17 protein-coding genes are annotated in these 18,693 nt (G+C 61.3%); 12 read left to right on the top strand and 5 right to left on the bottom strand.

Annotated features, from left to right (window positions below; all coding sequences use genetic code 11):
- Positions 1-2,991: an EAL domain-containing protein gene (locus tag KI611_RS08220; protein ID WP_226419336.1), complete on the bottom strand. Its 2,991-nt coding sequence runs from the start codon at positions 2,989-2,991 to the stop codon at positions 1-3.
- 207 nt (positions 2,992-3,198) lie between these two features.
- Here KI611_RS08220 and KI611_RS08215 point away from each other — a divergent pair, with 207 nt between their 5' ends.
- Positions 3,199-4,074: a YihY/virulence factor BrkB family protein gene (locus KI611_RS08215; RefSeq protein WP_226419335.1), complete on the top strand. Its 876-nt coding sequence runs from the start codon at positions 3,199-3,201 to the stop codon at positions 4,072-4,074.
- Between the two features lie 26 nt (positions 4,075-4,100).
- Here KI611_RS08215 and KI611_RS08210 read toward each other — a convergent pair whose 3' ends face one another.
- The 3 genes from KI611_RS08210 to KI611_RS08200 are packed head-to-tail and all read right to left on the bottom strand — an operon-like array spanning position 4,101 to position 5,899.
- Positions 4,101-4,478: a bacteriohemerythrin gene (locus KI611_RS08210; RefSeq protein ID WP_226419334.1), complete on the bottom strand. Its 378-nt coding sequence runs from the start codon at positions 4,476-4,478 to the stop codon at positions 4,101-4,103.
- Positions 4,478-5,035: a hypothetical protein gene (locus KI611_RS08205; RefSeq protein ID WP_226419333.1), complete on the bottom strand. Its 558-nt coding sequence runs from the start codon at positions 5,033-5,035 to the stop codon at positions 4,478-4,480. Before KI611_RS08205 ends, KI611_RS08210 begins: the two co-directional genes overlap by 1 nt.
- A gap of 27 nt (positions 5,036-5,062) precedes the next feature.
- On the bottom strand, positions 5,063-5,899 hold the full coding sequence (locus KI611_RS08200) for an SIR2 family protein (protein WP_226419332.1): 837 nt from the start codon (positions 5,897-5,899) through the stop codon (positions 5,063-5,065).
- A gap of 257 nt (positions 5,900-6,156) precedes the next feature.
- On the opposite strand from KI611_RS08200, the gene KI611_RS08195 reads away from it, so the two are divergent.
- Entirely contained in the window at positions 6,157-9,210 is a 3,054-nt protein-coding gene (locus tag KI611_RS08195; protein WP_226419331.1) for a CHASE domain-containing protein, read from the top strand.
- A gap of 26 nt (positions 9,211-9,236) precedes the next feature.
- Here KI611_RS08195 and KI611_RS08190 read toward each other — a convergent pair whose 3' ends face one another.
- Positions 9,237-10,055 (bottom strand): NAD(+)--dinitrogen-reductase ADP-D-ribosyltransferase, encoded by an 819-nt coding sequence (locus tag KI611_RS08190; RefSeq protein ID WP_226419330.1) that lies wholly within the window; start codon positions 10,053-10,055, stop codon positions 9,237-9,239.
- A 386-nt stretch (positions 10,056-10,441) separates the two neighbouring features.
- Here KI611_RS08190 and nifH point away from each other — a divergent pair, with 386 nt between their 5' ends.
- From nifH to KI611_RS08140, 10 genes are all read left to right on the top strand, one after another.
- On the top strand, positions 10,442-11,332 hold the full coding sequence (nifH, locus tag KI611_RS08185) for a nitrogenase iron protein (protein ID WP_226419329.1): 891 nt from the start codon (positions 10,442-10,444) through the stop codon (positions 11,330-11,332).
- Positions 11,333-11,419: 87 nt separating this feature from the next.
- On the top strand, positions 11,420-12,892 hold the full coding sequence (gene nifD, locus KI611_RS08180; protein ID WP_226419328.1) for a nitrogenase molybdenum-iron protein alpha chain: 1,473 nt from the start codon (positions 11,420-11,422) through the stop codon (positions 12,890-12,892).
- 71 nt (positions 12,893-12,963) lie between these two features.
- Positions 12,964-14,532, top strand: a complete 1,569-nt coding sequence (gene nifK / locus KI611_RS08175; RefSeq protein WP_226419327.1) for a nitrogenase molybdenum-iron protein subunit beta — start codon at positions 12,964-12,966, stop codon at positions 14,530-14,532.
- Between the two features lie 49 nt (positions 14,533-14,581).
- On the top strand, positions 14,582-14,809 hold the full coding sequence (gene nifT, locus KI611_RS08170; RefSeq protein WP_226419326.1) for a putative nitrogen fixation protein NifT: 228 nt from the start codon (positions 14,582-14,584) through the stop codon (positions 14,807-14,809).
- A gap of 101 nt (positions 14,810-14,910) precedes the next feature.
- Entirely contained in the window at positions 14,911-15,102 is a 192-nt protein-coding gene (locus KI611_RS08165) for a 4Fe-4S binding protein (protein ID WP_226404672.1), read from the top strand.
- A 78-nt stretch (positions 15,103-15,180) separates the two neighbouring features.
- On the top strand, positions 15,181-15,912 hold the full coding sequence (locus tag KI611_RS08160; protein ID WP_226419325.1) for a dinitrogenase iron-molybdenum cofactor biosynthesis protein: 732 nt from the start codon (positions 15,181-15,183) through the stop codon (positions 15,910-15,912).
- The gene (locus KI611_RS08155) at positions 15,909-16,172 is read left to right on the top strand and encodes a DUF6129 family protein (protein ID WP_226419324.1); all 264 of its coding nucleotides are present in this window, start codon (positions 15,909-15,911) and stop codon (positions 16,170-16,172) included. The genes KI611_RS08160 and KI611_RS08155 overlap by 4 nt, the downstream gene beginning before the upstream one ends.
- Complete coding sequence (locus KI611_RS08150) at positions 16,162-16,908, top strand: 4Fe4S-binding leucine-rich repeat protein (RefSeq protein ID WP_226419323.1); 747 nt, start codon at positions 16,162-16,164, stop codon at positions 16,906-16,908. The genes KI611_RS08155 and KI611_RS08150 overlap by 11 nt, the downstream gene beginning before the upstream one ends.
- A gap of 16 nt (positions 16,909-16,924) precedes the next feature.
- Entirely contained in the window at positions 16,925-17,893 is a 969-nt protein-coding gene (locus tag KI611_RS08145) for a hypothetical protein (RefSeq protein ID WP_226419322.1), read from the top strand.
- Positions 17,894-18,177: 284 nt separating this feature from the next.
- A complete protein-coding gene (locus tag KI611_RS08140) occupies positions 18,178-18,693 on the top strand; it encodes a sigma-70 family RNA polymerase sigma factor (protein WP_226419321.1) in 516 nt (171 codons plus the stop codon).

The raw sequence follows: 18,693 nt of genomic DNA, 5'->3' as shown, positions 1-18,693 counted from the left end.
TCAGGCCCGATGCCGGGCGACCAGGGCCGGGATGGCATCGGCCGAAACCGGCCGGCTGCAGTAGTAACCCTGATATTCGTCGCAATTGTGGCGCCGCAGGAACTCCAGCTGCTCGATCGTTTCGACGCCTTCGGCGATCACCTTGCGCTCCAGCTCGGCGGCGATCCCGATGACCATGCGGATGATCGCCGCATCGTTGGCATTGCGTTCGAGGTCGCGGACAAAGGAACGGTCGATCTTGATCTTGTCGATCGGAAAGCGTTTCAGGTAGGCTAGGCTGGAATAACCGGTACCGAAATCGTCGATCGATAGCCCGACGCCCAGCGCCTTGAGTTCGTCCATGATGCGGACAACGCGCTCCGGATCTTCGACGATGACGCTTTCGGTAATTTCCAGCTCGAGGAAGCGGGCTTCCAGGCCCGTCACGGCAAGCACCTTGGAGACCGCCGAGACGACATCCAGGCTGTGGAACTGGACGGCCGACAGATTGACGGCGACCACCCTGGGGACCATGCCGGCATCCTGCCAGGCCTTATTCTGGCGGCAGGCTTCTTCCAGCACCCAGGCGCCGATCGGCAGGATCAGCCGGCTTTCTTCCGCCACCGGAATGAATTCGACCGGCGAAACCATGCCCAATTCCGGATGCTGCCAGCGCAACAGGCTTTCGAAACCGACAATTTCGCCCGATTTCAGATCGACCTGCGGCTGATAATGCAGCGCCAGCTCACCGCGGCCCAATGCGCCGCGCAGATCGCTTTCGAGGCGCAGGCGCTCGGCCATCCGGACGTTCATGTCGGCCGAAAAGAACCGGAATATATTCTGGCCGGAAGTCTTGGCATGGTGCAGCGCGGCATCGGCATTGCGCAACAGCGTCGCGACCTCGTTGCCATCGGCGCCGAGCAGGCAGATGCCGGCACAGACCGTGGAGACGACTTCGCTCCCCTCGATCGTCACCGGGCGCGCCATGTTGTCGAGGACATTGCGGGCGACCACCTCGGCAGTCTGCGAACGCCCGGCCAGACTGATCAACAAGCCGAACTGGTCGCCGCCCAGGCGGCCCAGCACGTCGCCATCGCGCAGCATCTTGCGCAACCGCGAGCTGACCCGGCGCAGCATCGTGTCGCCGGCCGAATGGCCGAAGGCATCATTGATGCGGCTCAGCTGATCGAGGTCGATGACGATCAGCACCCCCGGCTTGCCGGCCGCCAGCCACTCTTCCAGCATCCGGGAAAATCCCTGGCGATTCGGCAGTTCGGTCAGCTGGTCGACATGCGTCAAGGACTCGATGCGCGCCTCGGCCGCCTTGCGCTCACTGAGATCGGTCACGAATACCGACCAGTTGACGATCTTGCCGTCGTCATCGCGAATGGCGCTGATATTGCAGTAGATCGGCAACGGGCTGCCATCCTTGCGGGTCGTATCCAGTTCGCCACGCCACACGCCATGTTCTTCCAGGCCGAGGGAAATGGCATCGAGCAGCTCCGGCTCGACGCTTGCTCCGATAATCGAACGCGGCGGCTTGCCTTTGAGATCGGCCAGATCGTAGCCACTGATCGCCGTGACCGCCGGATTCAACGTCAGCACCCGGCGCTCGGCATCGAGAATCAACACCGCATCGCTGACATGATCGAAAAAGTGCGTGATCAGGCGCTGCCGCTCTTCGGCCTGATAACGCTCGGTGACGTCCCAGGCGACGCCAGCCAGCCCGGTCACCTCGCCCTGATCGCCATAGACAGGAACGCGCAGGAATTCGAAGGGACGGCTCTGCCCGCCCAGTTGCAGCCAGACCAATTGGCGAACCGGTTCGCCCTTGCGATAGACCTCCAGTTGCCCCTCGCGCAAACGCTTTGCTTCCTCGGCCGGGAAAATCTGTTCGACCGTTCGCCCGAGGATGTCGTCCATCGGCATTCCCTTGGAACGACAGTAGGCTTCGTTGACCGCCAGAAAACGACCGTCGTTGTCGAGCAACCAGGCCGGATCGGGAATCGAGTCGAGCAAGGCCCGGCCCTCGCGGGCTTTTTCGGCATAGGCCCGGGTCATTTTTTCCGCCAGCTCCTCGGCCTGCCGGTACCCCCGCCCCCAGGCCCGGATCAGGGCGATCAAGGCGATCAGCAGGACCACTCCGAGCACGCCGTAGGTCAGCGCCCGGCGTTGCCACTCGGCCAGCACGTCGCGTTCGGCCAGACCAACCGAGAAGATGAAGGGAAAGCCGTCGACGGCGCGGTAGGAGAAAACGCGCTTTTCGCCATCCAGCCCGGCGGCCCGCCGGAAGGTGCCAGCCGTTTGACCGGCCTGCAGACGCGCCGGGATCGGGCTGTCGTCGACGGTCTTGCCTTGCCCGGCCGGCAATTGCGGCCACCGGGCAAACAGCTCGAAATCGCGGCTCCACAAGGCAATGACACCGTGCGGACCAACATCCAGCGCACGGTAATAGCGTTCGAAATAGTCCGCCCGCAAGGTCCCCAGCACGATCCCGATGAAATTGCCGGCCCGGTCCTGCAGGCGACGGGCAAAAACGATCACCATGGTGTTGGTGACGCGGGAAACGATGGGCGGGGAAATCACCAGTTCAGCACCGGGGTTGTCGCGCAACTCGATGAAATACTGCCGATCGGCAATATTCACGTCGGCCAGCACGCCGCTGGCATCGTAGAGATAGCGCCCTTCGGCATCGGCAACGCGAAAACTGTGCACCTCGGAAAAACGGCTCAGGTAACGCTGCAATTCAGGTTCGAGGACAGCCCGCGGGGTCCGGTCGGCGACGGCAAACTGAAAGCGCAGGACGAAATCGGAGAGGTGTTGATCGATCTGGCGCGCCGCACCCTGTAAATGACCTTCCAGCAATTTGGCCAGGGTGCCGCCAGCATGCTCGGCGGCCTGCAATTCCCTTTCGCGCGATTGATGCAGATCGAGCCCGACCCAGCCAAACAGGCCGAGGCACAGCACGACGACCGCCAACGCACCGAAACGCAAAGACCATTTCGCCGCCAAGTACCCCCCCGCAATCCATTTGATTATTTATGCAAGAAGTTTAGCACAGCAGAATTTCGGCTTTCCGATCGAAAGGCGCGGCAACAAGCCATTCTTCGCCATTTCAACTGGATATGTTTTTACTCTGGCCAATAGCGACAGCCTTGCCGTTGGTGTTTGAGCAGGATGCTGGCATGATCTTTCATTTGCTCCGGATCAACCGAGGAAATGGCGAACCACGCGAACTCCCCCGCCCGGCAGGTTCTTACCCACCCGCTCGGCTTCGCCTTGACGGTCCTGAAGAACTTCCGCGCCAACCAGGGCCTGCTGATGGCCGGCGCCATCGCCTATTACGCGCTGCTCTCGCTGGTTCCGCTATTCGTCCTGTGCGCCATCGTCCTCGCCCATCTGATGCCGCCGGCCGAATTGCTGAGCAATCTCGGGCGCTACCTCGAATGGCTGGTGCCCAGCCAGTCCTCCGCCGTACTCGAGGAATTGTCGCGCTTTCTCGAGCAACGGGTGGCCATCGGCAGCGTGCTGCTCGCCACGATGATTTTCTTCAGCTCGCTGACCTTTTCCGGTCTCAATCAGGCGATGGCCGTCATCTTCGCCCGGCGCTGCATGGCCGAACAGCGCTCATCGCTGCTCTCGCTGTTGCTGCCCTACGCCTTTGTCGGGCTGCTCGGCGTCGGTCTGGTTGCCGTCACGCTGATTTCAGTCGGGGTTCAGACGATGATGCCCGAAAGCATTTTCCTGTTCGGCCGCCCGTGGTACCTGCACGGAATTTCCGGCAGCCTACTCTACCTGCTCGGGCTGGCCGCCGAAACCCTGATCCTCGCCGCCATCTACCATTTCCTGCCGGTCGGCCGGATTGCCGTGCGTTATGCGCTGATCGGCGGCTTTACCGCCGCCTTGCTGTGGGAAATCATTCGCCATCTGCTGGTCTGGTATTTCACCAGCCTGTCACAGGCCAGCGTGGTCTATGGCTCGCTGACCAGCACGGTGGTCATCCTGTTCAGCCTTGAAATATCGGCGACACTGCTCCTGCTTGGCGCCGAAGTGATTGCCGAGTACGAACGGCTCGACCGGCCGGAGGCCGGCTGAAGTGAAGCCCGGCCAGGCAAGGAACGTCAGTTCGTTCGTTTCAGGCAGGCCGACAGCGCCGAATCCATCGTCGCCAGATGGGTGGCGAACCACTCCGGCAGGCCCTTAACGTAGTTGCGCGCCATGCCGAGGCGACCCGCGGCGACGCCACGGGAAAAATGCGCCAGTTCGCCGAGTACCCGCAGATGTTCGCTGTGGTGTTCGCCAATGGCCGGGAAGCGACAGGACTTCATCAGCTTGCCCTCGTTGTCGAAATGCCGCCGGGTATGTTCGTGCAATTCGGCGAAGAGGGCCGGGAATTCGTCGTCGCCGGCCACCAGCAAGGCATCGGCCAGCTCGACGAAATCCCGGTGGGTGGCATCCATCTCCGCCACCCCGAGCGTATAGCGCTCATCCCACGGCATCAGATCGCGCCGTGCGTGATGCGTTTGGCATCGTTGGTCGTCGCCAACGCCTGTTCAAGACTCATTTCCGGATACTTGAACTTGCTGCCTTTGAGCGCGTTATAGACCGTCAACACCTTGTCGGCGGCACCCTGCCCCTTGAAATCGCCCTTGTCGAGGGCGACCAGGTCGCTCAGTTCGGTCCACACCATGCCCTGGACCAGCGGAATGAAGATGACCAGCGCACCGTTGACCGCGGCAACGAAAGGTTTCGGGATGTTGACCGTAAACAGCACCGCAATCGTCCCGCTTTTCAGATCGTCGCCGATAACTTCCAGCAAAAACGCGAACTGTTGCAGTTCGTCGAGCGAGCCGGCAATCAGTTTCAGTTCATCGCCTTCCGCCAGCAGCACGGCCTGCTTGAGAACTTCCGTCGGCGGCTTGCGGCGCCCCTGGGCATCGGCGACTTCGCCTTCCTTCAGGATGAACTCGCCGCGGTAGGCGACAAAACCCGGCGCGCCGGCCGCTTCCTTGAAATTGGCGTTGAAAAAGAGCGGTTCGTAGCGATCAAGCAGCATGTTTCTTCCTTTGAGAGTAGTGATATTTCAAGCGGGAACGGCGGCACCGATGAACTCGAAAACGTCGGCATTGACGATTTGCAGGCCCATCTTCTTGCAGAAGCGCTTTTCCTTGTCGGTCGGCTCGGCGATCAACACCCAGCCGGCCGGCTCGGCGGCGCTGTAGATGAAGTCGGACATCACCATGCGCTCGGTATCGCGGTTCAGGCGCAGGCCCATCAGCAGGTATTGCTTGCCCTTGCGCAGTTCCTTGACTTCCGGCGGGATCGAAAAGCCGCCCATCAGTTCGGTAATGAAGTCGACGTAATCGGCATCGGAGGCGATGTAGGTCGGCTCCGGCTTCGGCGTGCCCATCGGCTTGAACAGGATGGGAATGGCCGGATTGACGGCGGTACTTTTCTGATAGACGTTGCCGTCCCAGAAATACAATTTGTAGCGAAAATCGGTGCCGCCTAGGCGGGCGATGCCGACAATCAGGTTATGCGGCACCGCGGCGTAGGAATCCTGCAACTGCGTATCGCGGTTGATGTCGATCACGTAATGCGGCGCAATGCCCTTCAGCCAGTCGTGCACCGCGCCTCGCGTCCACGCGGTTTCGCCGTAGGTACGGGTGAGGAATTTGGTCACCGCGCTGCGCCCACGCTTCAGCTCGACGTTCATCGCGGCGCGCGGGAACTCGTACATCAGTTTGGGGGCCATCGGCTTGCCGTCGTTCATCGCGTAGATCAGGGAATTGCTGTCGGCCGGAATCGGCGCACCGCTGGCGACGTTCTTGACGTCGGCCAGGACACCGGGACCAAGATAAGGAACTATGCTGCCATCCTTGAGGCCGGCCAGCAGTTTTTCGCGCAGTTCAGGAGTCATGTTTTGTTCTCTGGAGGTGGGGTGTATCCAGCTAGACGCAAATTCCACGCCCGCACTCCAGGTCCCTGACAGCAAGGATTTACGGCCGTAGCCCTAGCCGATTGTCGGGTTTGCGACGGAACAACGGACGACCGCTTGTGCGGTACACGATCATCGCAAGAAGCCGCCCGGATTACCCAATCGGGATCAAATCGCCAGCCACCGACAGCAATTAAAATGCTATGGTTGATGCAGTATCCAAAAAAAACGGAGCGGTCTTGGAAGACAAAAAACCTGATCCGCCACACCTCGATTCGCTGGATATTCGACCAAGGGGATTGCTCACCCCCGAATTGCTGGCCTGGCTGGCACTGGCACTGACACTCCTGCTCACGCTGAGTGCTTGGTATGTCACCCGGGAAATGGTCACCAATCGGGTCAACGACCGCTTTATCTACCGCGCCGAACGAGAGCGCGACAACATTGTCGCCCGCCTGCAGGCCTACGAACAGGTGCTGCGCGGGGTAGCAGCTTTTGTCGAATCGAGCCAGTACATCTCCCGAGACGAATGGCAAGGCTATGTCGAACGCCTTGAACTGGGTAAAACGCTGCCCGGCGTTCAAGCGCTTGGCCTGGGCCTGATGATCGCCTCACGCGACAAGGCTGCCCATGAACGCGCCATGCGGGCCGAAGGTTTCCCTGCTTACAAGATACGCCCGCCCGGCGAACGGGAACAATACGGCGCCATCGCCTACGTCGAACCACTCGACGATATCAACCGGCCGGTCATTGGCTACGACATGTACTCGGAACCGGTTCGCCGCGAAGCGATGGAGCGGGCACGGGATACCGGGCGGCCGGCACTGAGCGGCAAGATCATTCTCGTCCAGGACGAAGGGAAGAGAGTACAGCCGGGCTTTCTCATTTACTTCCCGGTCTATCGCCCGACCATGTCGCGCGACGGTATCGCGGCTCGCCGCAGTGCCCTGATCGGCTATGTTTATAGCGCCTTCCGCGCCGGCGATCTGTTTCACAGCATTGTCGGCAAGAATATCAGGGACGTCGAGACTGAGTTGTTCGACGAAGAAGCCATACCCGGCAACCTGCTCTTCGATTCGCGGCAGGGCCGGACCGCAACAGCCGGCGGCCGTTATTCGGTAAGCCTGCCAATCGATCTCGACAGCCATCGCTGGATCGCCCGCTTTCAGAGCCGCCCCGAATTCGATGCCATCACCAACAGCCACCTGCCCGGCAGCGTGGCGCTTAGCATACTGCTGCTGGGCGGGATGATCTTCATCGTGCTGTTCAACAATGCCCGGCACCAGCGCCGCATCGAAGCGAGCGCCGCCCGCTTGGCGGAGAGTGAAAACTCGTTGCGCAGCATCCTCGACAACACGCCGGATGCAGTCTTCATTGCCCGTAGCGACAGCCACTACGAATACGTCAATCCGAAAGCCTCGAAGCTGCTTGGCTACAGTACCGAGGAGTTGCTGGCGATGACGCTCGGCGCGCTGACGCCAGAAGGACAGGACCAAGAACATCAGCGGATTTTTGCCCAGGTGCTCAGCGAAGGATACATTTTTACCGAGCTCCAGCTGCGCCGGAAAGATGGCACCACCGCCCTCGTTGAACTGAGTTCCGTTCGCCTGCCGAACGGCAATATCCTGGGCTCCTGCCGCGACCTTGCCGAACGCAAGCAGGCCGAACAGGACTTGCTCAATGCCGAGCGCAAATTCCGCGGCCTGATCGAGCAATCGCTGGTCGGCGTCTATATCGTTCAGGACGGCTATTTTGCCTATGCCAATCCGCGCTGCGCCGAAATGTTCGGCTATGCCGGGCCGGATGAAATCATCAACCGGCTCCCGGTCAGCAGCCTGGTCGCCCCCGAGGATCAGGAGCTGGTCGCCGGCAATTTGCAGCGCCGCATGCGCGGCGAAGCGCAGTCCCTCAACTATGCGTTCGTCGGCCTGCGCAAGGATGGCAGCCGGTTGAATGTCGAAGTCTATGGCCGCACCATGGACTACGAAGGCAAGCCGGCGGTGATCGGCGTCATCGTCGATGTCACCGAGCGCCGGCAGGCCGAAGCGGAACTCGAGCAGCACCGCCACCATCTGGAAGAACTGGTCAGGGTGCGCACCGCCGACCTGTCGATCGCCAAGGAAGCGGCGGAAGCGGCCAACCGGGCAAAAAGCAGCTTCCTGGCCAATATGAGCCACGAGCTGCGGACGCCGATGAACGCCATCATCGGCCTGGCCGGAATACTCTGGCGCCACAGCGAGGACCCGGTGCAACGCGACAAGCTCGGCAAGATCACCAATGCCGCCAACCATCTGCTGCGTCTGCTCAACGACATTCTCGACCTGGCCAAGATCGATGCCGAACGACTGACCCTGGAAAAAATACCGTTCCGGATCGGCAGCATCATTGCCAATGTCGAGAGCCTGGTCAGCGACAAGCTGGATGCCAAACACCTGCGCCTGCAGAATGACATTGCGAAGCGTCTGCTGGAAATGGACGTGATCGGCGACCCGCTCCGCCTGCAACAGATCCTGCTCAATCTGGTGAGCAATTCGATCAAATTCACCGAGCAGGGCGGGATCAACATCGGGGCCTCGATCGAGCACGAAACCCCGACCGATATCCGGCTGCAAATAGCCATCACCGATACCGGCATCGGGATTCCCGAAGATGCACTGCAGCGCATCTTCGCCCCCTTCGAGCAGGCCGACAGCTCGACCACCCGCCAGCATGGCGGAACCGGCCTGGGGCTGGCGATCAGCCAGCGCATCGTTCGCCTGATGGGCGGCAACATCGAAGCCAGCAGTACCGTCGGCCAGGGCAGCACCTTCAAGTTCTCGCTCCAGCTCGACAAGGCCGAGCGGATGGCGAATCAGACGCCGACCACGACCACCTCTGGGGCGGAGGCCGAAGCGCTGCTGCGCAGTCAATATCGGGAAAAACGAATCCTGCTCGCCGAAGACGACCAGGTGAATCAGGATGTCGGCAAGGAATTGCTGCACGACATGCTCGGTCTCCAGATCGATGTCGCCAACGATGGCGCCGAAGCTCTCGAAAAATCCATGCAGACGCACTACGACCTGATCCTGATGGATATCCAGATGCCGATAATGGATGGTCTGGAAGCCACCAGCGCCCTGCGCGCCCTGCCCGCCTACCGGACCACGCCGATCCTGGCGATGACCGCCAATGCCTTTGCCGAAGACCGCCGCCGTTGCCTCGAAGCGGGGATGAACGACTTCATCGCCAAACCGGTCGATCCCGATACGCTCTTCCGGGCGCTGGTCAAGTGGCTGGCCGATAAACCGTCCTGATCGACGGCGGCGCGCCCCGCGCCCCTTCAGGTTGTCGACAAAGTTACATCGACCACACCGCCGACCACCAGAAACTCGTCCTCGCCCTGCAGCACGCCGGGTAGCAGGCCGCAGTAGAAGAAAATCTTGCTCAGCGGAATATCCACCGCAAGAATGTAGTCGCCGAATTCGCAGGCCCGCTCGCGACTGCAGGTGAATGAGTTGAGGTTGTTGAGCAGGATGGTGTAGTGCCCCCCCTCGCCGCGCCGCAGGATCTCATGATCGGCGACACGGTTGACCCCGCGATAGAGCGTGACATGGCTGGCCCCCGAGTGACGCTCGGCCAGCTCGTACTGACAATAGGTGTACACCAGATCGAACTGGGCCTCCAGCGCACTGGTGCCGTACAGGCCCTGGCAGCGCATCTCCATGTAGCGGCTGTAGGCCTCGCCGGCCGGATCGAGCAAGGGCTGGCCATGCCAGCGCGGCATCAGGCCGAAGCGCGATTCGACCCAGCCCTTGAGCACCGCTCCCTCGCGGCTGTCGGAATCGAAACTCCAGCCGCGGATCATCCGCACGTAATTGGCCTTGGCCCGCCCCTTCTGCTTGCCGGTCAGGCCCATTTCTTCCGGCCATTCGAGCTGAAAAAGGACCGTCACGTAATCGCGAAAGACATTGCCCCGCTCGCCCGGGGCAGCATCGGCCAGCCGCCGGAACAGGTCGCGATGCAGTTCGGCGACACCGTCGAGCAACAACGGGGTCGGATAGCGCTGAAAAGTCAGGCTGCCCAGCACGACGGCCGGCAGGTTGCAGCGATTGATCGGCAGCCGGGCATCGCGGGGCAGTGATGCTTTGTGAGTTGCCACAGCCTGAAGCTCGTGGCTGCTCGGCAACGAATCAACGAGGAGACTGGCGTCGCCTGGGTGCGGTTTTGTCTCGCTGGTGCTCGACGCGTTGTGAGTTGCTCCGGGCAGAAGCCCGTCGCTGCCTCGCAACGAATCAGAGTGGAGGCTGGCGCCTCCTGAGTCCGGTTTTGTCTCGCTGGTGCTCGACGCGTTGTCGTCACCCCTACAAAGCGTGGGGGAATTGTCGCATCCATCCGCCCTGCCCGGTGTCGGGCATTTTTCTATTTTCATTTTGGATTCAATCACTTGCCGTCTGTCAATCGACCTGGCACGCAACGTGCAGAAGGTGAGGTGCGACTCTCAATGATTCCTTCGCAAATCGACTGACAGATTAAGGAGATTACACCATGGCAAAACTGCGTCAATGCGCCATCTACGGCAAAGGCGGGATCGGCAAGTCAACCACCACCCAGAATCTGGTGGCGGCACTGGCCGAATCCGGCAAAAAAGTAATGATCGTGGGCTGCGACCCGAAGGCTGACTCGACCCGCCTCATTCTGCACTCCAAGGCTCAAACCACCGTCATGCACCTGGCTGCTGAAGCCGGCTCCGTGGAAGACCTCGAACTCGAGGACGTCCTCTCCGTTGGTTTCGGCGGCATCAAGTGCGTCGAATCCGGTGGCCCGGAACCCGGTGTCGGCTGTGCCGGCCGCGGCGTCATCACCGCCATCAACTTCCTTGAAGAAGAAGGCGCCTACGACGAAGACCTCGACTTCGTGTTCTACGACGTGCTGGGTGACGTGGTTTGCGGTGGCTTTGCCATGCCGATTCGCGAAAACAAGGCACAGGAAATCTACATCGTTTGCTCCGGCGAAATGATGGCCATGTACGCTGCCAACAACATTGCCAAGGGTATCGTGAAGTACGCGAACTCCGGCTCCGTTCGTCTGGCCGGCCTGATTTGCAACAGCCGCAACACCGACCGCGAAGACGAACTGATCATGGCCCTGGCTGCCCGCCTCGGCACCACGATGATCCACTTCGTACCGCGTGACAACGCCGTGCAGCACGCTGAAATCCGCCGCATGACGATGGTCGAATACGATCCGAAGCACAAGCAGGCCGACGAATATCGCCAGCTCGCCAACAAGATCGTCAACAACACCAACTTCGTCATCCCGACCCCGATCGAGATGGAAGAGCTGGAAGAGCTGCTGATGGAATTCGGCATCATGGAAGCGGAAGACGAGTCCATCGTCGGCCAAACCGCCGCCGAACTGGCCGCTGCTGCTGCCTAAGCAAGACCCCGCCCTCTCCCCGGACGGGAGGGGGTACTTTCAACCAGCACGTCGGCCACAGATTGGTGGCGACGTCAGGAGGAAAACATGACGACTCTGTCTCGCGAAGAAACCGAAGCCCTCATCGCCGAGGTGCTCGAGGTTTATCCGGAAAAGGCCAAGAAGGACCGCCAAAAGCACCTTACGGCCAACGATCAAACTGTTGAACAATCCAAGAAGTGCATCACTTCCAACCGCAAGTCGCTGCCCGGCGTGATGACCATCCGTGGTTGTGCCTACGCCGGTTCCAAGGGCGTGGTCTGGGGTCCGATCAAGGACATGATCCACATCTCGCACGGCCCGGTCGGCTGCGGTCAGTATTCCCGCGCCGGTCGCCGTAACTACTACGTCGGCACGACCGGCGTCGATTCCTTCGGCACGATGAACTTCACTTCCGATTTCCAGGAAAAGGACATCGTCTTCGGCGGCGACAAGAAGCTCGCCAAGCTGATCGAAGAAGTCGAACAACTGTTCCCGCTGCACCGCGGCATCTCCGTTCAGTCGGAATGCCCGATCGGCCTGATCGGCGACGACATCGAGTCGGTCTCCAAGAAGGGTTCCGCTGCCATCGGCAAGCCCATCGTTCCGGTCCGCTGCGAAGGCTTCCGCGGTGTTTCCCAGTCCCTGGGTCACCACATCGCCAACGACGCGATCCGCGACTGGGTCATCGACAAGCGCGACGGCCAGCCTTATGAAGGCACGCCGTACGACGTGGCCATCATCGGCGACTACAACATCGGCGGCGACGCCTGGGCAACCCGCATCCTGCTCGAGGAAATGGGTCTGCGCGTGGTCGCTCAATGGTCCGGCGACGGCACCCTGGCGGAAATGATGAACACGCCGAAGGTCAAGCTGAACCTGCTGCACTGCTACCGTTCGATGAACTACATCAGCCGCCACATGGAAGAGAAGTACGGTATTCCATGGCTTGAGTACAACTTCTTCGGTCCGACCAAGATCATCGAATCGCTGCGCAAGATCGCCGCCTTCTTCGACGACTCGATCAAGGAAAAGACCGAACTGGTCATCGCCCGTTATCAGCCGATGATGGACGAGATCATCAACAAGTTCAAACCGCGTCTGCAGGGCAAGAAAGTCATGCTGTACGTCGGCGGCCTCCGCCCGCGTCACGTGATCGGCGCCTACGAAGATCTCGGCATGGAAGTGATCGGCACCGGCTACGAATTCGGCCACAACGACGACTACGACCGGACGATCAAGGAAATGGGCGATGCCACCCTGCTTTACGACGACGTCACCGGTTTCGAGCTGGAAGAGTTCGTCAAGAAGCTGAAGCCCGACCTCGTCGGCTCCGGCATCAAGGAAAAGTACATCTTCCAGAAGATGGGCATTCCGCTGCGCCAGATGCACTCCTGGGATTACTCCGGCCCCTACCACGGCTACGACGGCTTCGCCATCTTCGCCCGCGACATGGACATCGCTCTGTCCAGTCCGGTCTGGGGCAACCTCGTGCCGCCCTGGAAGAAGGCTGTTGCCGAAGAAGTGAAGAAGGCCGCCTGAGTTAGCTCAACGGCAAATCTTTTACCTTGCGCCCGTAGTCGCAGATGAGCGGCTCGGGCAAGGAGATAGCAATGCAAACCGCAGACAAGATCAAGCCCTGTTACCCGCTGTTCCGTGACGACGACTACAAGAAGAATCTCGCCGAAAAACGCGAGAAATTCGAAGAGGGTCACGCCCCCGAGAAGGTCTATGAGACCTTCATGTGGACGACGACACAGGAATATCAGGATCTCAATTTCAAGCGCGAAGCCCTGACCGTCGATCCGGCCAAGGCCTGCCAGCCGCTCGGCGCCGTTCTGTGTGCCACCGGCTTTCACAAGACCCTGCCCTACGTGCATGGCTCGCAAGGCTGTGTCGCCTACTTCCGCACCTACTTCAACCGTCACTTCAAGGAACCGTGCTCCTGCGTTTCCGACTCGATGACGGAAGATGCAGCCGTGTTCGGCGGTCAGAAGAACATGCACGACGGTCTGGCCAACGCCAAGGCGATCTACAAGCCGGACATGATCGCGGTGTCGACGACCTGCATGGCGGAAGTTATTGGTGACGACTTGAATGCGTTCATCAACAACTCCAAGAAGGACGGCCACATCCCCCAGGATTACCCGGTCCCCTACGCCCACACCCCGTCTTTCGTCGGTTCGCACACGACCGGCTGGGACAACATGGAAGAAGGCATCCTCCGTTACTTCACGCTGAACTACATGGACGGCAAGAAGGTCGGTTCGAACGGCCGGATCAACATCATTCCGGGCTTCGAGACCTACCTTGGCAACTACCGTGTCATCAAGCGCATGCTCGGTGAGATGGCTGTCGATTACACCTTCCTGTCCGATCCGAGCGAAGTCTTCGACACCCCGGCCGACGGCGAATTCCGCATGTACTCCGGCGGCACGACGATGGACGAAGTGAAGGATGCGCCGAACGCCATCACGACCGTTCTGCTGCAACCGACCCAGCTGGAAAAGACGAAGAAATTCGTCGAAAGCACCTGGAACCAGGAGATCCCCAAGCTGAGCGTCCCGATGGGCGTCGAGTGGACCGACGAGTTCCTGATGAAGGTCTCCGAGCTCACCGGCAAGGCGATTCCCGAATCGCTGGCCAAGGAACGCGGCCGCTGTATGGACCTGATTGCCGACAGCCATGCCTGGCTGCACGGCAAGAAGTTCGCCCTCTACGGCGACCCGGACTTCGTCCTCGGCATGGTCAAGATCCTGCTCGAGTGCGGTGCCGAACCGACGCACATCCTGGCCCACAACGGCAACAAGCGTTGGGCCAAGGCGGTCGAGAAGCTCCTCGCTTCCAGCCCGTTCGGCGTCAATGGCAAGGTCTATGCCGGCAACGACTTGTGGCACATGCGCAGCCTGTGCTTCACGGACAAGCCGGACTTCCTGATCGGCAACTCCTACGGCAAGTACATCCAGCGCGACACCAAGTACAAGGGTGAAGAGTTCGAAGTACCGCTGATCCGCCTCGGCTTCCCGCTGTTCGACCGTCATCACCTGCATCGTCAGACCACCATGGGCTACGAAGGCATGATGTCGGTAGTCACCCAACTGACCAACGCCGTCCTTGAGCAACTCGACAAGGAAACGATCGGCATGGGTACGACCGACTTCAACTTCGACCTGGTTCGCTAAACGGACCGCCGGCGGAGCTTCGGCTCCGCCGGTCCTGCAGGAGAGTTACATGGCCAACATCATGATCAGTAAAGCGGATAGCGGCGGGTTGACGTTCTATCTCCCGAAGCGCGATCTGGAAGCCTCGATCGAGTCCATCGAATTCGACACCACGGAAAAATGGGGTGGCGAACTGAAGCTGGACAACGGCGGGCTTTATTACATTGATCCGATCGCCAAACCGTCCCGCCTGCCTATTTCCCTGCGTGCCAAGCGCCTCGGCGCGGCCGAAGACTGAGTGAAGCAGGATCGAGGATTCAGCTATTAGGATCGAGTAACCGCAAAAATCGACCCCTAAGCGCTAGGCAACTCAATCCTAACAACTAGGAGCTAACCATCATGGCAATGAAAATCGACCCCGACATGTGCACCGCCTGTGGCGATTGCAAACCGGTTTGTCCGACCAAGTCGATCTCGTCCGGCAAGATCTTTTTCAAGATCGATGCTGCCACCTGTACGGAATGCGACGGCCACAACGACTCCCCGTTGTGTGTCGATGTCTGCCCGTCGGGCTGCATCAGCCCGGCCTGAGTAAAGCCTTGAGCCGAGCGCCGGAGCGGTATTAGAACTGCGCCGGCGTTCCACTGAAGTCTTTCCCTGGAGCCCATCATGTCCGACACCCCTATTGCTTCCCGCGAAGCTGCCCTGCGCATCGCCCTTGCCGCCCGCGCCCTGAATGGTCTGGATGTCCGCGCCCTGGTCGGCGCGCTGATCGCGAAACTGGAATCGCCGCTCACCGAGGCCAAGCTGGCCGCGCTGACGGTTGAAGACCTGCGCCTGATCCTGGCCGGCGACTTCGCCGAACAGGGTTGCCATGTCGGCGTCGACGGCGAAGTCCTCAAGGAGGCGGTCCGCCTGCTCTGGGGTCAGGGCGTTGCCAACAGCGATTTTCCGGCGGTCGATGCCTACCAGGAAGGCGAAATGCCCGGTTCGCTGCGCGTCGCCGTGGCGGCCAATCGCGGCGAAAATCTCGACGGCCACTTCGGTTCCTGCGAGCGCTTCTTGATTTACCAGGTCGGCCGCGACCTCATCAAGCTGATTGCCGTGCGCAGCACCGTCGAAGCGGACACCGCCGAAGACAAGAATGCCGCCCGCTCGGCGCTGATCAACGATTGCCAGATCGTCTATATCCAGTCGATCGGCGGCCCGGCCGCCGCCAAGGCGGTGCGTGCTGGTGTCCATCCGGTCAAGAAGCCGGGCGGCGGCAAGGCCCGCGAAGTGCTGGTCGAACTGCAGGGCCGGCTCGCCTCGCCGCCGCCCTGGTTGGCCCAGATCATGGGCGTCCCGTCGGCCTCGCTGGCCCGCTTCGAAGAGGACATGGCCAGCGAGGAGTCGGCATGATCACCCCCGCCCAACTGGTCCAGGTCGCTGAAGCCACCCTGCTCGACGCCCGCGCCGCCTCATTACGCCAGCGCTTTCCCGACCTGCATTTCACCGAATGCGGCGAAGACGACGTCTCGCCGCGCTACAAACCGGCACTCAGCATCGAAGGCTACGACCTCTTCCTGATCAGCGGCGCCTCCGGTCACTGCCTGGAACTGGTCAACGAAGCCACCACCGCGACCGGCATTCTCGTTGCCGCCAAGGTCGATGACGAGTGAACAGGCTGGCGTTGGCCGGCTTGGGCTCTGTTCCGGCTGTTCCTACTATCCGGACTACCTGAACAGTCGGCGGTGCACGCCGGGCGACGCCTGCATCCGGGCCCACAGCGGCCGGCAGATCGACCGTTTCCTGCGCACCAACCCGGAACTGGCGCAGAACTATCTGACCGACATCTTCTGGGAGCGGCGGGCGATCGCCGCCCGCTATGCGCCGGTAGACAGCATCTTCGGGCTGAAATCGGATCACGACGAAGTGGTCCGCCGCGTCGTCGCCACCCGCCTGCCGGTCGACCAGCTGATCACGATGGCCCGCGATCCGGACCGCGAAGTCCGGCTGTCGGTGGCCGCCCGCCTGCCCGAGCCGCTGCTCATCGAACTGATCCACGACCCCGATTACCTGATTCGCGCCACCGTCGCCCGGCGCCTGCCGCATGGTCAGCTGGCCAAGTTGAGCAAGGATCCGGAGCGCGAAGTCCGCAAGGTGGTCGCCACCCGCCTGCCGCCCTTCGCCCTGCACATGCTGGCGGCCGACCCCGAGCCGGAGGTTCGCGCCATCGTCGCCGAGCGCGCCCTGCCCGGCCTGGCCGCCACGCTGCTCAACGATGCCGAATGGTGGGTCCGCCTGGCCGCCGTCGGCAACGCACCGCTCGAATTTCTGCCACCGCTGGCCGACGATCCCGAAACCGAAGTTCGCGAAGCCGTCCGGACCCGGCTAGCCGAAGAAACCGCCGCCTGATAACGAGGAAAATCCGATGAAACAAAACCTGGCCTGGCTGGAATACTGCAAATCGCTCGCCCCTGCCGTCGTCGAAACCTGCGCCAAGGTTCCGGTCAGCAGCGGTCCGGGCGCCCTGGTCAAGGCCTTGAGCCTTGCCCTGCCGGAATGGAAGTTTCGCCATGCGCTGAGTCGGGGCGGCTGGTATCGCCTCGGCGGCATTCTCGACCTCCAGGGCCAACGTGTTTCCGACAGCCTGGAAACCTGGGTCGAGAACGCCCTGGACGAACGCGACGGCGATTTCGCCCGACTGATCGACGACTTTGCCGATCAGCGCCTCTTCGCCACCCGGCTGGTCGGCCAGACGCATTACCTGGTCGCCTCGGCCGATGACAGCAGCGATGGCTTTCTGCAACTGGAAATCGAAGACCTGCAGGAAATGCGCGTCCATCAACTATTCGTCAACGACCCGACATCGCAGGAAGAACTCGTCGATCCGCGCGGCGGTGCCGATATGCCGATCCCGGTCGGCCTGCCCTTCTACACTTTTCGCCGCATCCAGCACATCGGCGCCTTCCTGCAGCGCATGCTGGCCCAGAAACCCGAGCCGGCGGCCATCCATCGCATGCTCGACGACTGGCAGAAGAGCAGCGCCTCCGGCACCAGTGCCTATTACAACCACTGGGTCATCGCCACCCGCGAGCATCTCGACCGCTACCAGCAGCCGGTCTTCCGTGCCCAGCCGATCGCCACGCTGGCCGGCGAACCGCCGGAATTCGAGGCAACGACGGGGAGCAGCGGCCTCAAGCTGAACGAAGCGCTGTCCCGCTTCGATCGCCAAAGCGGTTACCCGATGGCCTGGTACTTCCACATGCTGACCAGTAAGGCCGTGCCGCACTGGGTCGCCCAAAGCGTCGTCGAAGACTCGCTGGCCGGCTTCGCCTACCTGCCGCAACGCGACGTCAACGTCGTGCGCAGCTGGCTGCACCGGCCGTACGCCGTGTGAAGACCACAGCCCGCTGCAATGCGGGCTGTTCCGGCACCTCGTAGCCCCCGGGAAAACAGAAGCCTTCCGGGCTTGCCGACGCCCGCCCGGCAAGCCCGGAAGGACGGCAGGTCCCGCCCCCAAGCCACCACATAGAACGAAACACGCCGATCAACCCGGCTTTTCGCGGCGACTTCACGTCCACCGAAGAATAAAGACCGAATTTGACGTCAGTTAGGCCAAATGAGACAATGATAATCATTCGCAATTGAAAACATTTTCGATGATTGTCTCAGGAAGCCCACGTGAACCTTTCAGCCACTCCCTCCGCTGCTGTCGGTGAGCTTTACGCCAACCATCACGCCTGGCTGTACGCCTGGTTGCGCCGAAAGATCGGCTGTAGCCACGGCGCCGCCGATCTGGCCCAGGATGTTTTCATGCGCATTCTGGTCTCGCGCAACGCGCTGTGCGGGATGCGCGAGCCACGGGCCTATCTGACGACGACGGCGCAGCGTCTGATGGTCGACCGCATGCGCCGGGAAGTGCTGGAGAAGACCTATCTCGCCGAACTGGCGATCACCCTCGAAAACCTGCCGGTCCACCCGTCACCCGAGCAAACCCTGCTGACGCTGGAGGCGCTCGAGCAGATCGCGACGGTCCTCGCCGGCGTTCCTGCCAAGGCCCGCCAGGCTTTCCTGTTGCACTACCTGGAAGGCTTGGGGCATGCCGAAATCGCCGCCCAACTCGGCGTTTCCACCCGCATGGTTCGTAAACACCTGGTGCACTGCCTGTTGCAGTGCGACCGGATTCGCGCCGACTGA

The organism is Dechloromonas denitrificans (genome assembly GCF_020510685.1).
Taxonomy (GTDB): domain Bacteria; phylum Pseudomonadota; class Gammaproteobacteria; order Burkholderiales; family Rhodocyclaceae; genus Azonexus; species Azonexus denitrificans_A.
This window is presented reverse-complemented; position numbering and strand designations above follow the sequence as displayed.

What these genes read in the sequence shown, in the direction of transcription:
- KI611_RS08155 (WP_226419324.1), top strand. Translation starts at nt 15,909, where the DNA reads ATGATCACCCCCGCCCAACTGGTCCAGGTCGCTGAAGCCACCCTGCTC.
- nifK (WP_226419327.1), top strand. Translation starts at nt 12,964, where the DNA reads ATGCAAACCGCAGACAAGATCAAGCCCTGTTACCCGCTGTTCCGTGAC.
- KI611_RS08210 (WP_226419334.1), bottom strand. Translation starts at nt 4,478, where the DNA reads ATGCCGTGGGATGAGCGCTATACGCTCGGGGTGGCGGAGATGGATGCC.
- KI611_RS08150 (WP_226419323.1), top strand. Translation starts at nt 16,162, where the DNA reads ATGACGAGTGAACAGGCTGGCGTTGGCCGGCTTGGGCTCTGTTCCGGC.
- KI611_RS08145 (WP_226419322.1), top strand. Translation starts at nt 16,925, where the DNA reads ATGAAACAAAACCTGGCCTGGCTGGAATACTGCAAATCGCTCGCCCCT.
- KI611_RS08215 (WP_226419335.1), top strand. Translation starts at nt 3,199, where the DNA reads ATGGCGAACCACGCGAACTCCCCCGCCCGGCAGGTTCTTACCCACCCG.
- KI611_RS08160 (WP_226419325.1), top strand. Translation starts at nt 15,181, where the DNA reads ATGTCCGACACCCCTATTGCTTCCCGCGAAGCTGCCCTGCGCATCGCC.
- nifD (WP_226419328.1), top strand. Translation starts at nt 11,420, where the DNA reads ATGACGACTCTGTCTCGCGAAGAAACCGAAGCCCTCATCGCCGAGGTG.
- KI611_RS08205 (WP_226419333.1), bottom strand. Translation starts at nt 5,035, where the DNA reads ATGCTGCTTGATCGCTACGAACCGCTCTTTTTCAACGCCAATTTCAAG.
- nifT (WP_226419326.1), top strand. Translation starts at nt 14,582, where the DNA reads ATGGCCAACATCATGATCAGTAAAGCGGATAGCGGCGGGTTGACGTTC.
- nifH (WP_226419329.1), top strand. Translation starts at nt 10,442, where the DNA reads ATGGCAAAACTGCGTCAATGCGCCATCTACGGCAAAGGCGGGATCGGC.
- KI611_RS08165 (WP_226404672.1), top strand. Translation starts at nt 14,911, where the DNA reads ATGGCAATGAAAATCGACCCCGACATGTGCACCGCCTGTGGCGATTGC.
- KI611_RS08200 (WP_226419332.1), bottom strand. Translation starts at nt 5,899, where the DNA reads ATGACTCCTGAACTGCGCGAAAAACTGCTGGCCGGCCTCAAGGATGGC.